We start from the raw sequence: 21,719 nt of genomic DNA on the forward strand, positions 1-21,719 counted from the left end.
CTTCCCCCTTGCCTGGTTCTGCAGGCCGGTCCTGCCCTTGTCCCCCTTGGTACGTCGACTCCGGCGAGGCCCGTCCTTGGTCATGGCCATGTCTATGGGGTGGCTCCCGGGGGGTCAAGAAGTTGCGCACCCGATCATGGCTTTTGGCTCAAAAGCCGCAGACGCCCGCTATGGCCCCGTACGGCTCTCGCCGCCCCGCTCAGCCGCCCCCGTCGAGGTCGTCGCGGCGGCGCAGCACGCTCAGTTCATGACCGTCGAGCCGCATCTCGTAGAGCTTGCCGCGGGCGTTCTCGAAGGGGCGGTGGAGGATCATCATCAGGCGGCCGTCGAAGGTGTGGAACAGCATGCCGTGGCCGCTGTCCTCGCGGACCAGGGGTCGTCGTTGGGTCCACGGCCCCTGGATCTCCCCGGACCGGGAGACCGCGTAGGTCTGCACGTAGCCGCCGCCGACGGTGCCGTCGGCGCCGGCCGTGTTCTTCTCGTACGTGGACCACAGCATGAGCAGGGAGCCGTCGGGAGTCCGGTGCAGCTGGGGGCCGTCGGTGATGTACGGGGCGAGCTGGTGCGGTACTCCGCCGGGGATCTGCTCGGTGAGCCAGGGCGCGTCCGAGGCCTTGAACAGGAAGACCGGGTCCCCGATCGTGCGGGTCAGGTCCGGGGCCAGCCGGATGGCCTCCATGGTGCCGTCGACGGTCTGCAGCCATTCGTGCGCGTACACCATCCAGGGCTGCCCGGACGGGTCGGCGTAGAGGGTGCCGTCGAGGGTCATGAGGTGCTCGGGCGGGGTGGGCCGGGTGGGGTCCACGACGGAGAACGGGCCCAGCAGCGAGTCGGAGACGGCGGTGATCGTGCCGCGCATGTGGTTCGGGAGCGGGAAGGGCGTGCCCCACCGGTTCGCCGGAGGCACCTTGAGTGGCTTGTTCTCGTCGTGCAGCGTGGTGAACAGGTAGTACCTCCCGTCCCACGCGTGCACCTCCGGCGCCCACGCCCCTTCCGTCGCCCAGATCCCTTGTTGCTCGGCGGTCCGGAAGACCACGACGGGGTGCGTCCACTCCCTCAGGTCGGTACTGCGATAGACCATCGTGCCGGCGCCGTCCACGCCCGAGACCGCCGGCTCGTTGGACGTGTAGAGGTGGTAGGTGCGGCTCGCCTCGTCGGCGACCACGAACGGATCGTGCAGGGGCATGCCGGGAAGCCGCATGCCGGGCTGCCGTTCGTCGCGGGGCCGTGTCGGTTCGGTGTCGGTCACGGTCGCAGAATAGTGAGCGAAGGGCGCAGGCTTCGCGGGCGCGGCTCCCCGGGGCGGGTCACGTCCGGCCGACGTTGGCCGTGAGCAGCCGCAGCAACTGCTTGGCCGCGATGTGCTGTTCGGGGGTGAGACCCATGACCTCGCCCATCTCCACCGGGACGGTCCGGGCCCGCTCCTGGAGCCGGGCGCCGGCCTCGGTGAGGCGGATGGCGACGGAGCGCTCGTCGTCCGTACGGCGCTCGCGGCGGAGCAGGCCACCGGCCTCCATGCGCTTCAGGAGCGGGGAGAGGGTGCTGGACTCGAGTTGGAGCGCGGCGCCCAGGTCACGTACGGAGATCGAGTCCTGTTCCCAGAGCACGAGCAGGACCAGGTACTGCGGATAGGTCAGCCCCAGTTCGTCCAGCAGCGGCCGGTACCGGGCCGTGACCGCGCGCGAGGCGGCGTACAGAGCGAAACAGAGCTGGTCGTCCAGGAGCAGACTGCGCCCCGGTGCCGGTGCCGGTGCCGGTGCGGGTGCCGGTGCCTGGGCCGTTCCGGTCGGGCCCACGATGTCGCCGACTGCGCTCACGGTGTCGCTCCTCCGCCCTGTTCTCTGTATGACGATCGTCAACCCTACCTTCAAGATCTCGCAATTATATCGAGCACGACTCAGTCGTGCGCGAAGCGGTTGCGAGATGTCGGCCGACCGTCCGAACGCCGGGCACAGCAGAGCCGCCCCGGCCGGGAAGGGACCCGGCCGGGGCGGCGGTGTGCGGGCACGCGGGCCCGCGCGGAGGTGCGAGGTCGGGCTCAGGCGAAGTTCGCCAGCGCCTCGTTCCAGGTGGCCGACGGGCGCATGACCGCGGCGGCCTTGGCCGGGTCGGGCTGGTAGTAGCCGCCGATGTCGGCCGGCTTGCCCTGGACGGCGATCAGCTCGTCCACGATCTTCTGCTCGTTCGCCGTGAGGGTCTCGGCGAGCGGGGCGAAGGCCTTGGCCAGGTCGGCGTCGTCGCTCTGGGCGGCCAGTTCCTGGGCCCAGTACAGGGACAGGTAGAAGTGGCTGCCGCGGTTGTCGATGCCGCCGACGCGACGCGAGGGGGACTTGTCCTCGTTGAGGAAGGTCGCCGTGGCGCGGTCGAGGGTGTCGGCGAGGACCTTGGCCCTGGTGTTGCCGGTGGCCGTCGCGTACTGCTCCAGGGACGGGACCAGCGCGAAGAACTCACCGAGGGAGTCCCAGCGCAGGTAGTCCTCCTTGACCAACTGCTGGACGTGCTTCGGGGCGGAGCCGCCGGCGCCCGTCTCGAAGAGGCCGCCGCCCGCCATCAGCGGGACCACCGACAGCATCTTGGCGCTGGTGCCCAGCTCCAGGATCGGGAACAGGTCGGTGAGGTAGTCACGCAGCACGTTGCCGGTCACCGAGATGGTGTTCTCGCCGCGGCGGATGCGCTCCACCGACAGCTTGGTGGCCTCGACCGGGGCGAGGACGCGGATGTCCAGGCCCTCGGTGTCGTGCTCGGGCAGGTACGCCTCGACCTTGGCGATCAGGTTGGCGTCGTGCGCGCGGGTCTCGTCCAGCCAGAACACCGCCGGGTCACCGGTGGCGCGGGCGCGGGTGACGGCCAGCTTCACCCAGTCGCGGATCGGGTCGTCCTTGGTCTGGCAGGCGCGGAAGATGTCACCGGCGGAGACCGTCTGCTCGATCACCACGTTCCCGGCCTGGTCGACGAGGCGGACCGTGCCGGTGGTGGGGATCTCGAAGGTCTTGTCGTGGGAGCCGTACTCCTCGGCCTTCTGCGCCATGAGGCCGACGTTCGGGACGGAGCCCATGGTCGACGGGTCGTAGGCGCCGTTGGCGCGGCAGTCGTCGATCGCGACCTGGTAGACGCCGGCGTAGGAGGAATCCGGGAGCACCGCGAGGGTGTCGGCCTCCTGGCCGTCCGGGCCCCACATGTGGCCGGAGGTGCGGATCATGGCCGGCATCGAGGCGTCGACGATGACGTCGGACGGCACGTGCAGGTTGGTGATGCCCTTGTCGGAGTCGACCATCGCCAGCGCCGGGCCCTCGGCCAGTTCGGCGTCGAAGGCGGCCTTGATCTCGGCACCCTCCGGCAGGGCCTCCAGACCCTTGAAGATGCCGCCCAGACCGTCGTTCGGGGACAGACCGGCCGCGGCCAGCGTCTCGCCGTACTGCGCGAACGTCTTCGGGAAGAAGGCGCGCACGACGTGACCGAAGACGATCGGGTCGGAGACCTTCATCATCGTGGCCTTGAGGTGCACGGAGAACAGCACGCCCTCGGCCTTGGCGCGGGCGACCTGCGCGGTCAGGAACTCGCGCAGCGCGGCGACACGCATCACGGAGGCGTCGACGACCTCGCCCGCGAGGACGGGTACGGACTCGCGCAGCACCGTGGTGGAGCCGTCGTCGCCGACCAGCTCGATCCGCAGCGAACCGGCCTCGGAGATCACCGCGGACTTCTCGGTGGAGCGGAAGTCGTTCTCGCCCATGGTCGCGACGTTCGTCTTCGAGTCGGCGGACCAGGCGCCCATGCGGTGCGGGTGGGTCTTCGCGTAGTTCTTCACCGAGGCGGGGGCGCGGCGGTCGGAGTTGCCCTCACGCAGGACCGGGTTCACGGCGGAACCCTTGATCTTGTCGTAGCGGGCGCGGATCTCGCGCTCCTCGTCGGACTTCGGGTCGTCCGGGTAGTCCGGCAGCGCGTAGCCCTGGCCCTGCAGCTCCGCGACGGCGGCCTTGAGCTGGGGGATCGACGCCGAGATGTTCGGCAGCTTGATGATGTTCGCCGCAGGCGTCTTCGCCAGCTCGCCCAGCTCGGAGAGGGCGTCGGGGATGCGCTGCCCCTCCTCCAGGTACTCCGGGAAGACGGCGATGATGCGCCCGGCCAGCGAGATGTCACGGGTCTCGACGGAGACACCGGCCTGCGAGGCGTACGCCTTGATCACGGGCAGGAACGAGTGGGTCGCCAGGGCGGGCGCCTCGTCAGTGTGCGTGTAGATGATGGTCGAGTCAGTCACCGGGTGCTCCGCTCCACGTCTGCAACATTGCTCGACATCAAGATATCTCGTGCCGGGGCCGGACTCGACAGGGGGCGGGGAGTGGGGTGGGTCATCGGCCGCGGGTGGGCGGGGCTTCTCGCGCGGTTCCCCCGCGCCCCTTTTTCAGGGGCGCGGGGGAACCGCGCGAACGGGGTCCGGGGCGGAGACCCGAGGACGGGACGGGCAGGGGCGGCGGGGGCGAAACCCCTACGGCGCCACCCTTACGGCGCCAGCCCTACGGCGCCACCTCGACGGCAGTCTCCCGCTGATGCGGAATCTCCACACTGCCACCCCCGGTCTGCAGCGTGATCGCCCGCCGTGGCACCGGCACGCTGATCCCCTCCGCCCGGTACCGCTTGTGCAGCCGTTTGATGAACTCGTGCTTGATCCGGTACTGGTCGCTGAACTCCCCGACCCCGAGGATCACCGTCATCCCGATCCGCGAGTCGCCGAAGGTGTGGAAGCGGACGGCGGGCTCGTGGTCGGGGACCGCGCCCTCGACCTCCTTCATGGTCTCGGCGATGACCTCGTTGGTGACCCGCTCGACGTGCTCCAGGTCGCTGTCGTAGCCGACGCCCACCTGCACCAGCAGGGTCATGTCCTGCTCGGGCTGGTTGAAGTTGGTCATGTTGGTGCCGGCGAGCTGGCCGTTGGGGATGATCACCAGGTTGTTGGAGAGCGACTTGATCGTCGTCTGGCGCCAGTTGATGTCGACGACATAGCCCTCCTCGCCGCTGCTCAGCTTGATGTAGTCACCCGGCTGGACCGTCTTCGAGGCGAGGATGTGGATGCCCGCGAAGAGGTTGGCGAGGGTGTCCTGGAGGGCCAGGGCCACCGCGAGACCGCCGACACCCAGAGCGGTGACCAGCGGGGCGATCGGGATGCCCAGCGTCTGGAGGATCACCAGGCAGCCGATGGCGAGCACCGTGACCCGGGTGATGTTCACGAAGATCGTGACCGAGCCCGCGACCCCGGCCCGGGACTGGGCGAGGCTGCGCACCAGCCCCGCGATCACCCTGGCCGACGTGATCGTCGCGACGAGGATGAACAGCACCGTCAGGGACTGGTTCACGTTGTGCTGCACGGTCCTCGTCAGCGGCAGCACCGCCGCCGCGGCCGCCGCGCCGCCGACGAACGTGCCCCACGGCACCAGCGACCGCAGCGTGTCGACGATGACGTCGTCACCGCCCCAGCGGGTCTTCGTCGCGTGGCCGCCGAGCCAGCGCAGCAGCAGCCGCAGCAGGAACGCGGCCAGCAGGCCCGCGGCCAGGGTGATTCCGGCCACGAGGTAGTCGTCGAGGGTGAGGGCCCGGGTCATCGGTCGCCTCCCGGGGGACGGGGGGAGCGGCTGCGGGGCCGTATGCCGGTTCCCGTGGGCCGTATGTGATGTGTCGTCACCTTGCCACCTGCTCGAATTCGAGATGCACGATCAGCGCCTGCCCGGACGTGCGTACGACGCCGGGCGCGATCGCTCATCCTGCCGTATCCGCACGGCTGATCGGCACCGGACCTGCGCGGATCGGCCGACGGCGGGCCCCCGCGCTCCCTGGATTGTCCGGATGTGCACCGCGGTACGGCCGCCTCCCCCGTCGGATCCGCGCGGGGTGTCCCACCCGGCGTCAGATCACCTTCAGCCGGACCAGCACGCCGAGCGTCAACGCGCCCGGCAGCAGCGGCAGCCAGACCGTGATGATCCGGAACGCCAGCACCACCGCGGTCGCCACCGCCACCGGGCCACCCGCCGCCACCAGGGCGACCACGAGCGCGGCCTCCACCGAGCCGAGCCCGCCCGGGGTCGGTACGAGGGCGACCGCGACCGTGGCGGCGAGATAGGCGAGCGCCATGTGCGCCACCGGGACGTCCAGCCCCAACGCCAGCCCCACGGCCACCAGTACGCCCGCCTGGAGCGCCGGGAACGCCAGCGAACCGCCCCACAGCGCCAGCACCCGCGTCGGCCGTGTGTGGATCGAACGGGCCTCTCCGAGCGCCGTACGCACGAAACCGAACACGGCCGAACGCAGCCGTCGGACGAGGAGGACCACGGCCACGGCGACGCCCGCGGCGGCGACGGCCCCGATCAGCAGGGGGGCCGACGCGCCGTCAGGGAGCAGCGGGCCCAGCCGCAGGGCCCGCGGGAACGCGAGCAGCAGGGCCAGCAGCAGGCCGACGCGGGCGACGGACTCGGCGAGCAGATACAGCGCGAGCGCCGCCGACGAGCGGGGCAGCGACACCCCGCACACGGTCATGAACCGCAGGTTCACCGCGCTCGCGCCCAGCCCGGTCGGCAGCAGGTGGTTCGCCGCGCCCGCCGCGAACTGGGTGGCCAGCAGCCGCCCCGCCGGCAGCCGTTCGACGAGCGCGCCCTGCCGGGTCACCGCCGCCGCGACCCAGGTCAGACAGGTCGCACCGAGCGCCGCGGACAGCCAGGGCCACCGTGCGGTCGCGAGCCGGTCGAACCCCTCGGCGAGGACGGAACGATGGCGCACGGCCACCACCAGAACCAGGACCAGGGGAACAGGCCAGAGGATCCGCCGCACCGGAACCCGCCCGGCGAGCCGTCGTGGGAGTCGTATCGCTGTCACACCCGGAGAGGTTCTCCGCGCCCGGCCAACACGGGGTTGCGGACGCGCGGACGGCGGCCGACCGGCGGGGGACCAGGTGACCCGAGGACGCACGCCCCGGCCCGCGCCTTGACCTCAAGCTTGGTCGAGGTCCTAGCGTCCTCCCCATGAGTATGGAGACCACCGCCTGGACCCAGCTGCAGGGCATGATGACCGCCCAGCGGCACACCCGCCCCTTCGCCCGCGCGACGCTACGGCGTATCGGCGCCTTCGCCCGTCCACATCGTCGCCGTATCGCGTGGTTCGTCGCCCTCAGTGTCGTCACCGCGCTGCTCGCCGTGGCGACGCCGGTGCTCGCGGGGAGCGTCGTGGACGTGATCGTGTCCGGCGGGGACGAGACACACGTCGTCCGCCTTGCCGTGCTCATCGCCCTCATCGCGGTCGCGGAAGCGGCGCTCGGCCTGCTCGGCCGACGCCTGTCCGCGACGCTCGGCGAGGGACTCATCCTCGATCTGCGGACCGCCGTCTTCGATCATGTGCAGCGCATGCCGGTCGCGTTCTTCACACGTACTCGTACGGGAGCGCTCGTCAGTCGTCTCAACAACGACGTCATCGGCGCCCAACGAGCTTTCAGCAACACCCTGTCCGGAGTGGTGAGCAATCTGGTCACCCTGGTGCTCACCCTCGCCGTCATGCTCACGCTCTCCTGGCAGATCACCCTCCTCTCGCTCGTCCTGCTGCCGGTCTTCGTGATCCCCGCCCGGCGCATGGGCAGCCGGATGGCCCGGCTCCAGCGGGAGGCGGCCGACCTCAACGCGGCGATGGGCACCCGGATGACCGAGCGCTTCTCGGCACCCGGCGCCACGCTCGTCAAGCTGTTCGGACGGCCCGACGACGAGTCCGCCGAGTTCGCCGAACGCGCCGCCCGGGTGCGGGACATCGGCATCCGTACGGCGATGGCGCAGTCGGCGTTCATCACCGCCCTCACCCTCGTCTCGGCCCTCGCGCTCGCCCTGGTGTACGGCCTCGGCGGCTGGTTCGCGCTGCGCGGCACCCTGGACGCGGGCGCGATCGTGTCCCTGGCGCTGCTGCTGACCCGGCTGTACGCGCCCCTGACCGCACTGGCCGGGGCACGCGTGGAGATCATGAGCGCCCTGGTGAGCTTCGAGCGCGTCTTCGAGGTGCTGGACCTCAAGCCGCTCATCGAGGAGAAACCGGACGCCCGCGCGGTGCCCGAGGGCCCGGTGGCCGTGGAGTTCGACGACGTCCGCTTCGGCTACCCGTCCGCCGACAAGGTCTCCCTCGCCTCCCTGGAGGAGGTGGCGTCCCTCGACAGCCGGGGCGGTACCGAGGTCCTGCACGGTGTCTCCTTCCGCGCCGAACCCGGTCAGACCGTCGCGCTCGTCGGCTCCTCCGGTGCCGGCAAGTCGACCGTCGCCCAGCTGCTGCCCCGGCTGTACGACACGGACACCGGGGCCGTCCGCGTCGGCGGCGTCGACGTGCGCGACCTCAGCGCGGCATCACTGCGCGCCACCCTCGGCATGGTCACCCAGGACGGCCACCTCTTCCACGACACCGTCCGCGCCAACCTGCTCCTCGCCCGCCCCGACGCCACCGACGACGACCTGTGGGAGGTGCTGCGCCGGGCCCGCCTCGACGACCTCGTCCGGGCCCTGCCCGACGCCCTCGACACCGTCGTCGGCGAACGCGGCTACCGGCTCTCCGGCGGCGAACGCCAGCGCATGACGATCGCCCGGCTGCTCCTGGCCCGCCAGCGCGTGGTCATCCTCGACGAGGCCACCGCCCACCTCGACAACACCTCGGAGGCGGCCGTCCAGGAGGCACTGGCCGAGGCGCTGGAGGGGAGGACGGCCGTGGTCATCGCCCACCGCCTGTCGACCGTGCGGACCGCCGACCAGATCCTCGTCGTCGAGGCGGGCCGGATCGTGGAACGCGGGCGCCACGAGGAGCTGTTGGCGGCGGGCGGACGGTACGCGGAGCTGTACCGCACGCAGTTCGAGAAGACGGCGGACTCCGTCGAGCAGGCGCCGGTGGGCGCCGCGTAGATGAGCCCTGTCCCCGGGGTTCGGCCCTCGACGCCGGTCGCCGTACGAGCGGCGCCCACCGGCTCGGACTCCGGGGAGCAGGACGGCTCCCGCCGCCGTCCCCCGTCACTGCCGCCAGGGCATCCGGGGCCTCCCGTCCGGCCGTCCACATCGGTGTCGCGGGACGGTGACCCCCGCCCGCGGCGCTCACCGAGGGTGCCGCGCGAGGCCCGGGGCCGACGTCCCCCGGTCGGGGAAAGGCGGCTACGAACCGTCCGTGCCCCTGGCGGGTGCCTCGCCCACCGGCAGCCCGTAGACCGCGAAGGCGCGCCGGATCACCGGCTGGGCGACATTGCGCACCCGCACACCGCCGCTCGTGATGCCGTGCTCGGTGCCCAGGTGGGCATGGCCGTGGACGGCGAGGTCGGCGCCGGCCTCGTCCATCGCCTCGGCCAGGAGGTAACTGCCCAGGAAGGGATAGATCTCCAGCGGTTCGCCGACGAGTGTGTCCGGTACGGGGGAGAAGTGGGTGAGCGCGACACGGACCGCGCAGCCGTCCTCCGCCAGTTCGGCCAGCGCGCGGCGCAGCCCGTCCGCGAGCCCCCGGGTGTGACGGACGAAGGCCTTCATCTCCGGTTCGCCGAACTCGCTGCCGCTGCGCCCGGCGAAGCCGCCGCCGAACCCCTTGGTCCCGGCGACCCCGACCCGTACGCCGTCGACCGGGACGACGGTCCCCTCGCCCTCCAGCACGGTCACCCCCGCCTCCCGCAGCACGGCCGTCACGTCCTCGGGGCGCTCGGCGTGGTGGTCGTGGTTGCCGAGTACGGCGATCACCGGCACCGGCAGTCCCGCCACCTCGTCGGCGACCACCCGGGCCTCCTCCGGTGTGCCGTGCCGGGTGAGATCCCCGGCGAGCAGCAGCAGGTCGGCGTGGTCGGGCAGGGTGTCGAACGCCGGGCGCAGCAGACCGCGGCTGTCCAGGCCGAGATGGATGTCCCCGACGGCCGCGACCCGTATCACGACAGCTCCTCGGGACGGTCCGGCGCGGTGACGTCGGCCAGCGTGATGTCGGCCCGCACGGGCACGCCAGGCAGTTCCTGGGACGCCAGGCGCAGGATCGCCTCACGATCGGCCGCGGTGGAAGCGGTACCGGTGATGTGCACGGCGTCGCCGCGCGCCTCGATCCGCATCCCGAGTTCGGCCAGGTCGCTCCGGGCGAGGCGTTCCTCCAGGTGGGCTATGCGGTACTCGGTGTGCCCGGCCAGGCGGGCGGCTCGCTCGCCCGGTCCGCCGGCCGGTGGGGGGTCAGGTCCTGTGTCCATCTCCGGTCTCCTCCGGCTCGATCACGTCGAGGCGCTCCAGCAGATACAGGAAGGCGGCCGGCATCGGCTCGGCACCGCACTCCTGGCGCACCCGGCTCCAGTCGATCTTCTCGCGCAGGGCGCGGGCGATCGGCAGCACGGCACCGAAGTCGCAGTAGTGCTCGGAGAACGCCAGGAGCCGCCCCACGAGCAGGTCCGTCGCCGCGAGCACGGGCATCCACACGGACTGCACCGACAGCACCTCGGCCCGGTCCAGCAGTGCTCGGGTGACGGGTGCCCGGGAGGGCCGGAAGATCAGGTCGACCTCCTGGCCCTGGCTGCGGGTCTTCAGCAGCCAGTCCTCGGGCGGCTGCACCACGGCCAGCCCCGCCGCCTCCAGGGTGGCGGTGACGGCGTCGATGTCCTCCGGCAGTACACAGAAGTCGACGTCGTGCTGGAGCGTCCCCGGCCCGCCGTGGGCGTACACCGCGACGCCACCGGCCAGCGCGAACGGGTGTCCACCGGCCTTGAGCAGGGACGCGACCTCCTTCGCCGCTTCGAGGATGGCCTGGGTCCGGTCGGGGGGAAGCCCGTCGTCGTCCGGGCCGGCGAGATCGCCCATGCCCTCCACGATAGTGCGGCCCGTGCCGATGGCCAGACGTGCGGGCCCGCGCCGATGGGTCCGGACATGCGAGAGGCCCGCCGTCGCGGCCGGTCCGGGCCGCGGTGACGGGTCTCTCGCGAGGAGTGGTCAGTCCTCCAGCGTCACATCGAACAGATCCAGCTGGAGCAGCGGAGTGACGGTGACGTTCCGGGTCCGGGTGGACCAGCCCGACTCCACCTTCTGGTACCACAGCGGAATCGCGGGCATGTCCTGGAGGATCAGCTGCTCCGCCCGCTGGTAGAGCGCCCAGCCCTCCTGCTCGGTCGGAGCCGCGTCCGCCTCGGCCAGCAGCGCGTCCACCTCCGGGTTGGAGTAGCCGGAGCCGTTGACCGCCGCGCCCGTACGGAAGATCGGGTTGAGGAAGTTCTCGATGGACGGGTAGTCCGCCACCCAGCCGGAGCGGAAGACGGTGGTGATCTTCCGCTCGTTGATCAGCTTGCGGAACTCACCGAAGGTCGGGACCGGCGCGTACCGTGCCTCGACGCCCAGGGCCGCGGTGATCGTCTCGCAGGCCGCGTCGATCCACACCTGGTTGGCCGAGTCGTCGTTGGAGGTCAGCTCGATGGGGCCCTGGAAACCGGACGCCTCGAACAGGGCCCTCGCCTTCTCCGGCTGGTAGGTGCACAGCTCGCCGCCCGCCCCGCCGCCGTACCCGGGCACGATCGGCGGCACCAGCCCGTCCGGCAGCATCTTGTCGCCGTCGAACGCCTTGTCGATCACGTACTGCCGGTCGATGGCCATGGAGAGCGCCTGACGCAGACGCGGATCGGCGAAACGCTCGTCGTGCATCGGGAACGAGATCGACTGCACCCCCATGTACGGCTTGGAGACACAGCGTCCGGCCAGCTCCTGCTTGTACCTGCCGCCGTCGAGCGCGTCCGCCGGGACGAAGTCGAGGTAGTCGAGCTTGTTCGCCACCACGTCCGCGTAGGCGTCCTCCAGCATGCGGTAGAACCGGAACTCCACGCCGTCCACGCGCGGGGTGCGGACGCCGGCGTAGGCGTCGTGACGCATCAGCAGGATGTGCTCGCCGGGTACGCGGGAGTCGTAGCGGAACGGCCCGTTGCCGACCGGGTGGGCCTCGAACGCCGCACGGTCGGCGAAGAACGCCTGCGGCAGCGGGAAGAACGCGGTGTAGCCCAGCTGGGTCACGAACGCGGAGAACGGTGCCGACAGGGTCACCTCGAAGGTGTGGTCGTCGATCACCTTCAGGCCCGACAGCTCGTCCGTCGATCCGCTCTGGGTCGCCTCGTAGCCCTGGATGTGGGACAGGTACTCGGCGCCCTGCAGTCCGTTGGGTCCGTAGGCGGTGTAGTTCCAGGCGTCGACGAAGCTCGCGGCGGTCACCGGGGTCCCGTCGTGGAACGTCCATCCCTGGTGCAGGGTGATCCGGTAGACCCGGGAGTCGGCCGACTCCATCGACTTCGCCACCGCCGGGCGGGGTTCGGCCGTTTGGGGGTCGTACTCGACGAGGCCGGTGAACAGGGCGTTCACGATCTTCACGCTGTCGCGTTCGGTCGCGTCGCCCGGCACCAGCGGGTTCTCCGGTTCGGTGCCGTTCCAGCTGATGATGTTCATACGGGTGCGTCTCCTCAGGTCCTCAGGTGTGTGGTCGGGGGCGGTGATCAGCCGGCCGCGTACGCCGGGCGCGCGCCTCGGGCGTCGACGCGGGCGCCGTGCAGCCACGCGACCCGGTCGCGCAGGTCCCGTGCGGACAGCGCGGCCAGCGTGGCGTCGCGTCGCCGGGCCGCCTCACCGGTCGCGTGGAAGAGGCGGCTGCCCATCTCGCGGGCGGCCAGCTGGGCGGCGGCGGTGCGGTCGAGCCGCTCGTCGGCGAACTCCTCGAACCGCCGCTCGAAGTCCGCCTCCTCGGTGCCGATCAGGTCACCGAGGACCACGGCGTCCTCCAGGGTCTGACATGCGCCCTGGGCCGCGTACTGCAGCATCGGGTGGGCCGCGTCGCCGACGAGGACCACACGGCCGTCGGTCCACCGCCGGACCGGTTCGCGGTCGCAGAGCACCCACGAGCGCCAGTCCTCGCCGAGGCCGAGCAGCCTGCGGGGGGTCTCGCTGAGCCCGGGGAACGCGGCGAGCACCTGGTCACGCGGCACCGGGGTGCCCGTGACCTCCTGCGTGGCCCCGTCGTCACGGGTGGCGGCCAGGTTCAGGAACCTGCCGTTGCCGATGGGGTAGTGGACGAAGTGCCGGTCGGGTCCGGCCCACAGGGTGACCGTGTTCCAGCGCAGTTCCTCGGGCACCGCCTCCATCGGGACGACGGAGCGGTAGATGGTGTGCCCGGACACCCGGGGGCGGCCGTCGCCGACCAGCTGACCGCGCACGGCGGAACGGATGCCGTCGGCGCCGATCAGCGCCGCGCCGCGGATCCGTTCGCCGGAGGCCAGCTCCACGGTCACGCCCGAGTCGTCCTGTGCGTAGCGCAGCACCCGGGCGCGGGTGCGCAGCCGGACGGCGGACGAGGCCCGGCATGCCTGCAGCAGCGGCGCGTACAGGTCGACGCGCCGGACCACCGCGTAGGGGTTGCCGAAGCGCCGACGGTAGGCGTCGTCGAGCGGCAGGCCGGCGATCCGTTGTCCGGTGGCCCCGTCCATGAGGCTGAGTTCGTCGATGTGGACGGCCCGGGCCCGGACGGAGTCGCCGACACCGAGCCGGTCGAGGGCGTGGAACGCGTTGGGTGCCAGCTGGATGCCGGCGCCGAGTTCGGCGAAGTCACTGCGGCCCTCCAGCACCAGCACCCGGTGACCCTGCCGGGCGACGCTCATCGCGGTCGCCAGCCCGCCTATGCCGCCTCCTGCGACGAGTATCTGCGCCATCTCGCTTCCCGGCTCCCTGGTCGTGGCGGATCGTTCGGTCGTACTTCGGCCGCCGGCGGCGGTTTCGACAGCGGGGAAAGGCAGCGCCGCGGTACTCCGGAACGCCTGCCGTATTTCCGCTCTCCTGCCGGAAACGCCGGCGCCGGCCCGGAACGAGCGCGGGTATTCGCTGAATTCACCGGAACTCGCCCGAACTCACCGGAATTCCCGCGCTCGTGTCGGCGTCGGATCAGAGGGCTTTGAGGCCGATGTTGAGTGCCGTGGCGATCTCGACCGCGCGGCGGGCCTGGAAATCGATCGCATCCAGCTTCTCCTCGCCGGGAGGGGTGGTGTCGTGCGAGACGTGGCTGGTGCCGTACGGATTGCCGTTGGCGGCGGAGAACTGGATCGGGTCCGCGTAACCGGGGGCGACGATGATCGCGCCCCAGTGGTAGAAGGTGTTGTTCAGCGCGAGCAGGGTGCTCTCCTGGCCGCCGTGGCTGGTGGAGGTCGACGTGAACGAGGAGACCACCTTGTTCACCAGCCGGCCCTGGTTCCAGAGGTCGCCGGTGCTGTCGATGAACTGCTTCAGCTGGGCGGCCGGCAGGCCGAAGCGGGTGGGCGTGCCGAACAGCAGGACGTCCGCCCACTCCAGGTCCTCCAGCGTCGCCGTGGCGATGTCGCCGGTGGCGGCGACATGCTCGGCCCATTCCGGGCTCGCGGCGACCACGGACTCCGAAGCGGTCTCGGCGACCCTGCGCAGGCGCACCTCGGCGCCCGCCTTCTCGGCCGACACGGCGGCAGCCTCGGCCATCTTGTGCACATGACCGGTGGACGAGTAGTAGATGACGGCGACGTTGGTCACGATCGGAACTCCAATTCGCAGGGACTGCCGGACGGGGCGAGCCGATGAGCGGGCCGCGCAGAAATGACTCTTCCTCGACCGCGGGTGCCACGGCGAACGGTCGGCCACGATTTCGTCACCTTGCGGGGCGGACGGAAGAACGCGAGCCGGTCGAGGAGGAGAGGCCGGACCCGGAAAGGATCGAGAAGAGAGTGAGACGAGAGCGAGAAAGGAGCGAGAAAGGAGCGAGAAGGGATCGGGAGGGGATCGGTAAGCGATCGGGAAGACAGGGCGAGCCGATGCGATTCACCGCCGGTCTATGTCAAGTCGGCGCGCCGCCCGGGCGATCCGGCTCCTAAACTGTCCCGATATCCGAAGTCCACTCTCCGACGCGGAAGGAGCGTCCACGATCCATGTACACGGACCGGACACCCATGGACCGGACACCTTCCGGAGACGGCGAGGGCAACCGCGTGGCGGTCCTCGGGTCGCCGGCGGGCCACTCCCTGTCGCCCACGCTGCACCGAGCCGCCTACGCGGCCATGGGACTTCGCTGGGACTACGAGTCGATCGAGTGCGACGAACCCGCCCTGCCCGCGCTGTTCGACTCGCTCGGCGACGGCTGGGCCGGGCTGTGCCTGACCACACCGCTGAAGCGCGCCGTGCTGCCGCTGGTCGACGAGGTGTCGGATCTGGCCCTGGACGTGGGGGGCGCGGACACGGTGGTCCTGCGGCACGGCCGGAGCTTCGGTGACCACTGCGGCGTGTACGGCATCGTCGCCGCGCTGCGGCAGGCCGGGCTCGACGCGCCCGGCTCCGCCGTGGTGCTGGGCGGCGGAGCCGCGGCCTGCGCCGCGCTGGCCGCCCTGCGGGAGGTCGGTGTCCGGGAGCCGGTGGTCGTGGTCAGGGAGCGCGGTGGCGCCAAAGAGGCCGAGGCGGCGGCCGGCCGGCTGGGTGTCTCGGTCGACCTGCATCGCTTCGAAGAGCTGGACCGGCTGCTCCGGGGCGTCGGCGTCGTGGTCTCCACCCTGCCCGCCGGCGCGGCCGACGTCCTCGCCCCGAAGGTCGCCCGCTCCGGCGCCGCCGTCCTCGACGCGGCGTGTTCGGCCTGGCCGACCCGGTTGGCCAAGGCGGCGGGCTTCGTCGGCGGCATCGTGATCGACGGTGTGTCCCCGTTGCTGTACCGGGCCCAGCGGCAGATCGAGCTGCTGACCGGTCGGACCGTGGTGCCGGTCGCGGCGATGCGCGCCGCGGCCCACGCCGAACTGGTCCGGCGGGCGGGCCTGGAGGCCGAGCCCGCCGTCTCAGGCGGACAGTCCATGTGAGACGCCGGTGTGCTGCCGGCGGGCCGAGGAGAGCACCAGGATCGCGTGCGCCACGGAGCAGAGCGTCACATGGCGGTGCCAGCCGGCGTAGGAGCGTCCTTCGAAGTCCCGCATGCCCACCCGGGTGCTGACCTCCGTGAAGTCCTTGCTCGCCCGCCGGGTGAGCCGCCCCAGGCGCAGGAGTGCGGCCGGCGGCACGTCCACCAGGTTCGACAGCCAGAGTTCCGGTGAGCCGCCCTTCTGCATCGGCCAGCCGCCGACGAGCGTCAGCGCCTGATCGGGCAGCGCGGGCAGGCCCGGCCCGCCCCCGATCGGTACGGTCACCCTGGTTCCGCTCACCAGGACCGACCGTGTGATCGCGTATTCCGGGTCGACCCAGCAGACCGGCTTGGACAGCTTCTTCCCCCGTTCGACCAACTGCCGTGCCTGGAAGAGCTGTTTGCCCGCATGGGGCTGACCGGGGTCGAAGCCGAGCACCCGGGTCGCCCCGTCGACGCGCATGACGAAGGGGATCCCCCGGCGGGTGATCTCCTCCAGCAGGGCGGGGGCATCCAGGGTGCGGGCGTCCAGGACCACCGGACGGCGCCGCAACCCCCATGCCCCGTCGGCGAGTTCGGCCGCCGTGTGCACCGCGCCCGCCTCCACGCTCATGGCCGTGGCGTCGTCCGGGATCCGGGCCCGGCGCCGCCGCTCCGGGTTCTCCAGCCACTCGGCCGGCAGGTTGAGGCCCCAGTTGACGGGCACGCTCAACTGCTCGTTGGCCAGGGAGACGCCGTAGGCCTGCTGGCTGTTGACGACACGGCCGAGGTCGAAGCGGAAGGACTCCTCCACACCGACGGAGTGCGCCCCCGCCTTGGGGATGGCCATGGAGCCGATCACCCAGGCCTGGGGCAGCAGGACCCGGTCCAGATGGCGGGCGAGCGCCTGCCGTACGGGCGCCCACGCCCAGGAGGAGTCGCTGATGAAGTGGTGCAGGCTCTGTTCCGCCGCGCCGTGGTCGGTCACGGCGGCCAGGGCGCGCATGGACTTGCGTCCTGGCACGGAGAGCAGTCCGGAGACGTACCACTCACCCCGGGTGCGCTGGTCGCGTCGCTTCAGCGAGGCCAGCATCCGCCGGCAGAACTCGGTGACGAAGTCGTCCGCGACGTCTCCCCAGGTCTGCGCCTGGTCATCGCTCTCCACGCCTTCCATGGCCCCCTCCTTCTGCTGGACGTCGAGACCGACCATACAATACCGGACGGTTGGTTTTCTATACTTCGTCAGGTCGCGTGGCTCGGGTGAGCGGTGTCGACCTGAAGCAATAATATACCGCACGGTTGGTTTATTGTGGGAGTGTTCACCGGCTGCACTCTGGCGCGGGCCCGAGGGAGATCGCCGTGACGAGGGAGAAGCCATGCCACGCCAAGAGCGAGCCGAACGCACTCGTGAGCAGATCGTCCGGGCCGCGGCCCTCTGCTTCGACACGAGGGGTTTCGGGGCGACGAGTCTGAGCGACATCGTGGAGGCGGCCAGGGTCTCCAAGGGGGCCCTGTACTTCCACTTCACCTCGAAGGAGAAGCTGGCCCAGGCCGTCGCGGCGCAGGCGAGCGCGGACTGGCGGATCATCCTCCGAGCGGCCAGGGCGCCCGGCGGGCCCGTGCTGCAGGTGCTGATCGACACGACGCACGGTCTGGCCCACCGGATCAGGCACGACGTCGTGTTCCGTGCGGGTCTGCGGCTCTCCGACGAGCGCCGGCCGGGCGGCAGCGGCCACCCCGGCCCGTACCCCAGCTGGCGGCGGGCCGTGGCGCTCATGCTGGCCCGGGCCGGACGCCGGGGGGAGCTGCTGCCCGGTCTGGATCCGGGGCATGCCGCCCGGATGCTCACCGCGGCCACCGCCGGCGTCGAGATGCTCTCCCGCCAGGATCGGAGCTGGCTGGCCACGACGACCGTCACCCATGTGTGGGAGTCCCTGCTGCCCGCCCTCGTGCCCCCGGGCCGGATCCGCCACCTGCGGCCCGGTGGGCGGCTCACGCTCCCGACCCCGCGCGGCGTCAGCGCGCGGGAACGCGGACGCCCGGGGGCACGGACGGGCTCGCCGGGCCGCGCCGGTGTGGGCTGAGGGGGAGGGGTGCGTGGCGGGAGCCCGGTGTCGTCGAGTGGCGGCTGCTGGGGTCCCGGTGCTGGCGGGGTGCTGCGAGGTGGGGGTGCGGAGGGTCGTCTGCCGTCCGCCCTGCCGTCTGCCGTCTGCCGTCTGCCGTCTGCCGATTGCCCCTGCCGTCGGCCGTGGCGGGCGGCAGGCCCGCGTGCCGCGTCGATGTCGGCGGGGTGCGGTGGTGGTCGTCGGGGTGGGGGGATGCCGTTCTGTCGCTGGTCAGAGGGCTGATGGGCGTGCGTCCCTACGATCCACGCGTCCTCGCGCACTCGGGTACGCGGCGCCGACCGGGTATGCGGCGCCGACCGGGTATGCGGCGCCGACCGGGTATGCGGCGCCGACCGGGTACGCGGGCCCGACGGTCGGGGTGGTGCCGGAGGAGGCCCTGCGTGTCGCGGCGAGGCCGGGTCGACGCGGCCTCGCGCGCGGCTCGGTCGGGGCGAGGCCGGCGGGGTTGCTGCTCGGCATCGGGGCGAGGCGGCCGAGTTCCTACGTGTTGTTCGTGTGCCGCCGCCGCGTCGGTGGTGAGCCCACGTACGAGGACGGGCCGACGTGGGTCGAGTTCCCCGGCGCTGTTCCCCGCGCGCCGTTCCTCACGCTGCTCGTGGCGTCGGCCGGGGTGGGGGGCGGGGTGCGTCCTCCGGACTCAGGCAGGGCTGAGCCCCCGCGCCGCTGATCGGCGCGGGTCGGAATGCCCCTGTGCACGGGCGGTCGTCGGCCGAAGCGGGCTGAGTGTCGGCGCGCCGGCCGTCGCGGCTGTCGGCGTGGGCCGGAGGAGGGGCGCGCCCCCGGTTCTCGGTCGGCCGAGCGCCCACGCACGCTGATCGGCGCGGGTCGCACTCGTGCGCGCCCGTTGTGCGCGCCTGCCGGTGGTCCCGTACCGGCCTGGGTTGGGCCGAGTGTCCGCGGGCACCGCCGGCGCGTGCGGGCTTGGGGCCCCACCCGCCGCTCGAAGCGGCCGAGGGCCCCTTGGTCACCGCTGGGCGAGCGCCGCCTCCTGCAGGCGGGCGCCGCGGTCGGGAGCCGTGTCGAGGCGGGCGAGCGCGGCCGGGACGGCGACGGACGGCAGGATGTGCTTCCACATCGCCGACACCCGTTTCTCCAGATCCAGCAGAGCCGAGCTGATCTGGGAGAACGCCTGGATCCCGGTGAAGGATCCGACGATCAGCTCCGCCGTCTCGTGGCAGTCGACGTGCGGCAGCACCTCACCGTCCCGCCTGGCCTGCTCCAACAGGTCCTCGCACACCTTGGCCCAGGCCAGGAAGGGGCTGTGCGACGCGAAGTCGATGGACCCCCGTTCCAGCGCCAGGCGGCTCCCGGCGCGCAGCATCGCGTCGTTCGGCAGTGCGTGCGCGACCGCCATGGTCAGGTCGATCACTTCCTGCAGCTTGGACGTCTGGGGTGACACGTGCAGGTGGAGCGTCTGCTCCTCCAGCACGCCGCGCGCCAGGTCCTCCTTGGACGGGAAGTGGAAGTACAGGGCGCCCTTGGTCACCGACACCCTGGACAGGATCTCCTTGATCGACGCCGCGTCGTAGCCCATCTCGTCGAAGACCAACGCCGCACCCTGCAGGATGAGCCGCCTCGTCTCCACTGCCCGCGCCTGCTGTGCCATGCGGTTTCTCCTGTGCTCGAGGTTTTGCCACCGCCGACCGGAGTGGTCCTCGGAACGGCCGGTACGACAACTTATCAAGTCGGTGCCCTCAGACGCTGGAAAAAAACCGGCTGACCTGTATTGTGATGGAGCCGACAGGGGTTCGAATCTCCTTTTGGGGGGGACATGTCCGTAACAATGCTCGAGAACGACGTGGAACTGGAAGCCCCGCTTCCGCTGCTCGACCGGCTCTACGGCTCCGATTCCAGCTCCGAGGTCTTCATCCCGGCCCAGAGACGACAGTCACGCTTCACCACCACGGTGCCCAAGGAGTACGTCCACCGCGCCGCCGTGGCCGAGGTGCTGCTGACCGGGTGGCAGCGCCTGGGCGACTCCCGCTTCGTGGCCTCCGCGCAATGGCCGCGCGCACACAGCTACTTCACCTCCTCGTGCGGGGAGCATTACGACCCGACTCTGGTCGCGGAGACCATCCGCCAGGTCGGCACCCTGCTCTCGCACGCCGAGTTCGGTGTTCCGCTCGACAGCCACTTCATCCTCAACGGCCTCGAATACACCTGTGACCCCGCGCAGTTGCAGATATTCGGGACGCCGGCCGAGCTGTCGCTGTCCATCACCACGGAGAACGTGCGGCGCCGGGGTGGGCAGTTGGCCGGGGTGGACTTCCACGTCGACATCATGCGCGACGGCCGGCCGGTGGGTTCGGGCGTGGCGAAGGCCAGCATGCTCCGGCCGCAGGTCTACCGCCGGATCCGCGGCGAGCGGCTGACGCAGGGGGCCCCGGCGGTGGCACCGCTGGCCGAACCGGTCGAGCCCGCGCTGGTCGACCGCCGGTACGCCCCGGACGTGGTGCTCTCCCCGGGGGACTCCGCGGGCCGGTGGCTGCTGCGGGCCGACCAGCGGCACCCCATCCTCTTCGAGCACCCCAACGACCACATACCCGGCATGGTGCTGCTGGAGGCCGCCCGGCAGGTCACGCGGGTCCTCGCTCCCGGCACCACGGTGATCTCCACCGAGAACTCGTTCGAGCGGTACGTGGAGTTCGACGCGCCCTGCCTGATCGAGGCGGAGGAGTGCGAGTCGGCCGATCCGGCGGTCAGGGTCGTGTCCGTGCGGGCCGAACAGGACGGCCGTACGGCGTTCACCAGCACCATCGTCCTGGCGGTGCCCACCGCGTAGGCGAGCCTCGGGGGAGGGGGCTCGCCGACCGCCACGGCGGAGGCGGCGGACACCGGTCGCTGCGAACGCGACGCACGCGACGCTTTGGGCGAACGCGGCGCACGTGATGAGCGCGACATCGCAAGACGTACGACGAACGGGGTTCCGCAGGCGCGGAACCCCGTTCGTCGTACGGTCGGTCAGAGAATCGTGAAGCCGCCGTCCACCGGCAGGACCACACCGGTGGCGAACGAGGCGCGTTCGCTGCACAGCCAGGCGGCCGCTTCAGCGATCTCCTCGGGTTCCGCCGTCCGTGACTGCGGGGTCAGTTGATGGAGTATCGGCTCCACGGCGGGGTTCTCCCGGAACCAGTCGGTCACCATCTCGCTGCGCGTCGTCCCCGGGGCCACCGCGTTGACCCTGACCCCCTGGTCGGCGTACTCGGCCGCCGCCGCCCGGGTCAGACCGACGACCGCGTGCTTGGAGGTGACATAGGGTGCCGCGACCGGCGTCGCCACCAGGCCGCCCACGCTGCTGGTGTTGACGATGGAGCCACCGCCCGTCTCCAGCATCGCCGCGATCTCGTGGCGCAGGCAGTTCCAGACGCCGCGGACGTTCGTGTCCATGATCCGGTCGTACGTCTCGTCGTCGATCAGATGGAGCGGGGTCTGCCCCACTCCGTACCCGGCGTTGTTGAAGGCCACGTCCAGCCGTCCGAAGTGCTCGACGGCCGCCCGTACCGCCTCGGCCACCTCGCTGCCGCGCGCCACGTCGGCGACCGCGTACCGTGCCTTGTGTCCGTCGGCCTGCAACGCGTCGACCAGATCGGCCAGTTGTCTCTCCCGTCGGGCGACGAGCAGCACGCTGGCACCTTCGCGCGCGAAGACCCTTGCGGCGGCTGCGCCGATCCCGCTGCTCGCACCCGTGATGAGGGCGACCTTGTCGGCGAGAAGTCCACTCCCTGAGGATGTCATGCCCACTTCATA

The 21,719-nt window shown here is 71.4% G+C and carries 18 protein-coding genes; 4 read left to right on the top strand and 14 right to left on the bottom strand.

All coding sequences use genetic code 11. The features are described 5' to 3' along the window. Positions 1-199 precede the first annotated feature (199 nt). The 5 genes from ACZ6BB_RS04820 to ACZ6BB_RS04840 all read right to left on the bottom strand — a co-directional run bounded on the left by ACZ6BB_RS04820 (position 200) and on the right by ACZ6BB_RS04840 (position 6,861). Complete coding sequence (locus ACZ6BB_RS04820; RefSeq protein ID WP_471613873.1) at positions 200-1,249, bottom strand: glycoside hydrolase family 43 protein; 1,050 nt, start codon at positions 1,247-1,249, stop codon at positions 200-202. Between the two features lie 58 nt (positions 1,250-1,307). Continuing rightward, positions 1,308-1,727: a MarR family winged helix-turn-helix transcriptional regulator gene (locus tag ACZ6BB_RS04825; protein ID WP_471614122.1), complete on the bottom strand. Its 420-nt coding sequence runs from the start codon at positions 1,725-1,727 to the stop codon at positions 1,308-1,310. Positions 1,728-2,038: 311 nt separating this feature from the next. After that, positions 2,039-4,258: an NADP-dependent isocitrate dehydrogenase gene (locus ACZ6BB_RS04830; RefSeq protein WP_471613874.1), complete on the bottom strand. Its 2,220-nt coding sequence runs from the start codon at positions 4,256-4,258 to the stop codon at positions 2,039-2,041. Between the two features lie 256 nt (positions 4,259-4,514). Then, positions 4,515-5,597 (bottom strand): mechanosensitive ion channel family protein, encoded by a 1,083-nt coding sequence (locus tag ACZ6BB_RS04835; RefSeq protein ID WP_471613875.1) that lies wholly within the window; start codon positions 5,595-5,597, stop codon positions 4,515-4,517. A 301-nt stretch (positions 5,598-5,898) separates the two neighbouring features. After that, a complete protein-coding gene (locus ACZ6BB_RS04840) occupies positions 5,899-6,861 on the bottom strand; it encodes a lysylphosphatidylglycerol synthase transmembrane domain-containing protein (RefSeq protein WP_471613876.1) in 963 nt (320 codons plus the stop codon). Positions 6,862-7,013: 152 nt separating this feature from the next. Between ACZ6BB_RS04840 and ACZ6BB_RS04845 the strand changes: the two genes are divergently transcribed. Further along, positions 7,014-8,906, top strand: a complete 1,893-nt coding sequence (locus ACZ6BB_RS04845) for an ABC transporter ATP-binding protein (protein ID WP_471614123.1) — start codon at positions 7,014-7,016, stop codon at positions 8,904-8,906. A 243-nt stretch (positions 8,907-9,149) separates the two neighbouring features. Here the strand turns inward: ACZ6BB_RS04845 and ACZ6BB_RS04850 are convergent, their stop codons facing one another. From ACZ6BB_RS04850 to wrbA, 6 genes are all read right to left on the bottom strand, one after another. Next, the gene (locus tag ACZ6BB_RS04850; RefSeq protein WP_471613877.1) at positions 9,150-9,905 is read right to left on the bottom strand and encodes a metallophosphoesterase family protein; all 756 of its coding nucleotides are present in this window, start codon (positions 9,903-9,905) and stop codon (positions 9,150-9,152) included. Beyond that, positions 9,902-10,207: a BON domain-containing protein gene (locus ACZ6BB_RS04855; protein ID WP_471613878.1), complete on the bottom strand. Its 306-nt coding sequence runs from the start codon at positions 10,205-10,207 to the stop codon at positions 9,902-9,904. The genes ACZ6BB_RS04850 and ACZ6BB_RS04855 overlap by 4 nt, the downstream gene beginning before the upstream one ends. Continuing rightward, positions 10,191-10,808, bottom strand: a complete 618-nt coding sequence (locus tag ACZ6BB_RS04860) for a nucleotidyltransferase family protein (protein ID WP_471613879.1) — start codon at positions 10,806-10,808, stop codon at positions 10,191-10,193. Before ACZ6BB_RS04860 ends, ACZ6BB_RS04855 begins: the two co-directional genes overlap by 17 nt. 129 nt (positions 10,809-10,937) lie before the next feature. Beyond that, positions 10,938-12,428 carry a peptide ABC transporter substrate-binding protein gene (locus ACZ6BB_RS04865; protein WP_471613880.1) on the bottom strand — a complete coding sequence of 497 codons (1,491 nt, stop codon included), beginning with the start codon at positions 12,426-12,428 and terminating at the stop codon, positions 10,938-10,940. 47 nt (positions 12,429-12,475) lie between these two features. After that, complete coding sequence (locus ACZ6BB_RS04870; protein WP_471613881.1) at positions 12,476-13,681, bottom strand: 3-hydroxybenzoate 6-monooxygenase; 1,206 nt, start codon at positions 13,679-13,681, stop codon at positions 12,476-12,478. Between the two features lie 229 nt (positions 13,682-13,910). Further along, on the bottom strand, positions 13,911-14,525 hold the full coding sequence (gene wrbA / locus ACZ6BB_RS04875; protein ID WP_471613882.1) for an NAD(P)H:quinone oxidoreductase: 615 nt from the start codon (positions 14,523-14,525) through the stop codon (positions 13,911-13,913). Positions 14,526-14,917: 392 nt separating this feature from the next. On the opposite strand from wrbA, the gene ACZ6BB_RS04880 reads away from it, so the two are divergent. Further along, the gene (locus ACZ6BB_RS04880) at positions 14,918-15,829 is read left to right on the top strand and encodes a shikimate dehydrogenase (RefSeq protein WP_471613883.1); all 912 of its coding nucleotides are present in this window, start codon (positions 14,918-14,920) and stop codon (positions 15,827-15,829) included. Here the strand turns inward: ACZ6BB_RS04880 and ACZ6BB_RS04885 are convergent. After that, a complete protein-coding gene (locus ACZ6BB_RS04885) occupies positions 15,809-17,020 on the bottom strand; it encodes an IS701 family transposase (RefSeq protein WP_471614124.1) in 1,212 nt (403 codons plus the stop codon). The two genes, ACZ6BB_RS04880 and ACZ6BB_RS04885, sit on opposite strands and share 21 nt — an antisense overlap. Positions 17,021-17,222: 202 nt before the next feature. Here ACZ6BB_RS04885 and ACZ6BB_RS04890 point away from each other — a divergent pair, with 202 nt between their 5' ends. Further along, positions 17,223-17,930: a ScbR family autoregulator-binding transcription factor gene (locus ACZ6BB_RS04890; RefSeq protein ID WP_471613884.1), complete on the top strand. Its 708-nt coding sequence runs from the start codon at positions 17,223-17,225 to the stop codon at positions 17,928-17,930. A 1,006-nt stretch (positions 17,931-18,936) separates the two neighbouring features. Here ACZ6BB_RS04890 and ACZ6BB_RS04895 read toward each other — a convergent pair. After that, on the bottom strand, positions 18,937-19,578 hold the full coding sequence (locus tag ACZ6BB_RS04895; RefSeq protein ID WP_471613885.1) for a ScbR family autoregulator-binding transcription factor: 642 nt from the start codon (positions 19,576-19,578) through the stop codon (positions 18,937-18,939). Between the two features lie 177 nt (positions 19,579-19,755). Here ACZ6BB_RS04895 and ACZ6BB_RS04900 point away from each other — a divergent pair, with 177 nt between their 5' ends. Then, entirely contained in the window at positions 19,756-20,754 is a 999-nt protein-coding gene (locus ACZ6BB_RS04900; RefSeq protein WP_471613886.1) for a ScbA/BarX family gamma-butyrolactone biosynthesis protein, read from the top strand. Between the two features lie 179 nt (positions 20,755-20,933). Here ACZ6BB_RS04900 and ACZ6BB_RS04905 read toward each other — a convergent pair whose 3' ends face one another. Further along, positions 20,934-21,707 carry an SDR family NAD(P)-dependent oxidoreductase gene (locus ACZ6BB_RS04905; RefSeq protein ID WP_471613887.1) on the bottom strand — a complete coding sequence of 258 codons (774 nt, stop codon included), beginning with the start codon at positions 21,705-21,707 and terminating at the stop codon, positions 20,934-20,936. Positions 21,708-21,719 lie beyond the last annotated feature (12 nt).

It is taken from the genome of Streptomyces sp. NPDC041108 (genome assembly GCF_055592645.1).

Bases quoted from the DNA above. Each gene is read 5' to 3' on its own strand.
- ACZ6BB_RS04905 (WP_471613887.1), bottom strand. From the start codon at position 21,707: ATGACATCCTCAGGGAGTGGACTTCTCGCCGACAAGGTCGCCCTCATC.
- ACZ6BB_RS04845 (WP_471614123.1), top strand. From the start codon at position 7,014: ATGGAGACCACCGCCTGGACCCAGCTGCAGGGCATGATGACCGCCCAG.
- ACZ6BB_RS04900 (WP_471613886.1), top strand. From the start codon at position 19,756: ATGCTCGAGAACGACGTGGAACTGGAAGCCCCGCTTCCGCTGCTCGAC.
- ACZ6BB_RS04860 (WP_471613879.1), bottom strand. From the start codon at position 10,808: ATGGGCGATCTCGCCGGCCCGGACGACGACGGGCTTCCCCCCGACCGG.
- ACZ6BB_RS04885 (WP_471614124.1), bottom strand. From the start codon at position 17,020: ATGGAAGGCGTGGAGAGCGATGACCAGGCGCAGACCTGGGGAGACGTC.
- ACZ6BB_RS04870 (WP_471613881.1), bottom strand. From the start codon at position 13,681: ATGGCGCAGATACTCGTCGCAGGAGGCGGCATAGGCGGGCTGGCGACC.
- ACZ6BB_RS04880 (WP_471613883.1), top strand. From the start codon at position 14,918: ATGTACACGGACCGGACACCCATGGACCGGACACCTTCCGGAGACGGC.
- ACZ6BB_RS04865 (WP_471613880.1), bottom strand. From the start codon at position 12,428: ATGAACATCATCAGCTGGAACGGCACCGAACCGGAGAACCCGCTGGTG.
- ACZ6BB_RS04835 (WP_471613875.1), bottom strand. From the start codon at position 5,597: ATGACCCGGGCCCTCACCCTCGACGACTACCTCGTGGCCGGAATCACC.
- ACZ6BB_RS04895 (WP_471613885.1), bottom strand. From the start codon at position 19,578: ATGGCACAGCAGGCGCGGGCAGTGGAGACGAGGCGGCTCATCCTGCAG.
- ACZ6BB_RS04855 (WP_471613878.1), bottom strand. From the start codon at position 10,207: ATGGACACAGGACCTGACCCCCCACCGGCCGGCGGACCGGGCGAGCGA.
- ACZ6BB_RS04890 (WP_471613884.1), top strand. From the start codon at position 17,223: ATGCCACGCCAAGAGCGAGCCGAACGCACTCGTGAGCAGATCGTCCGG.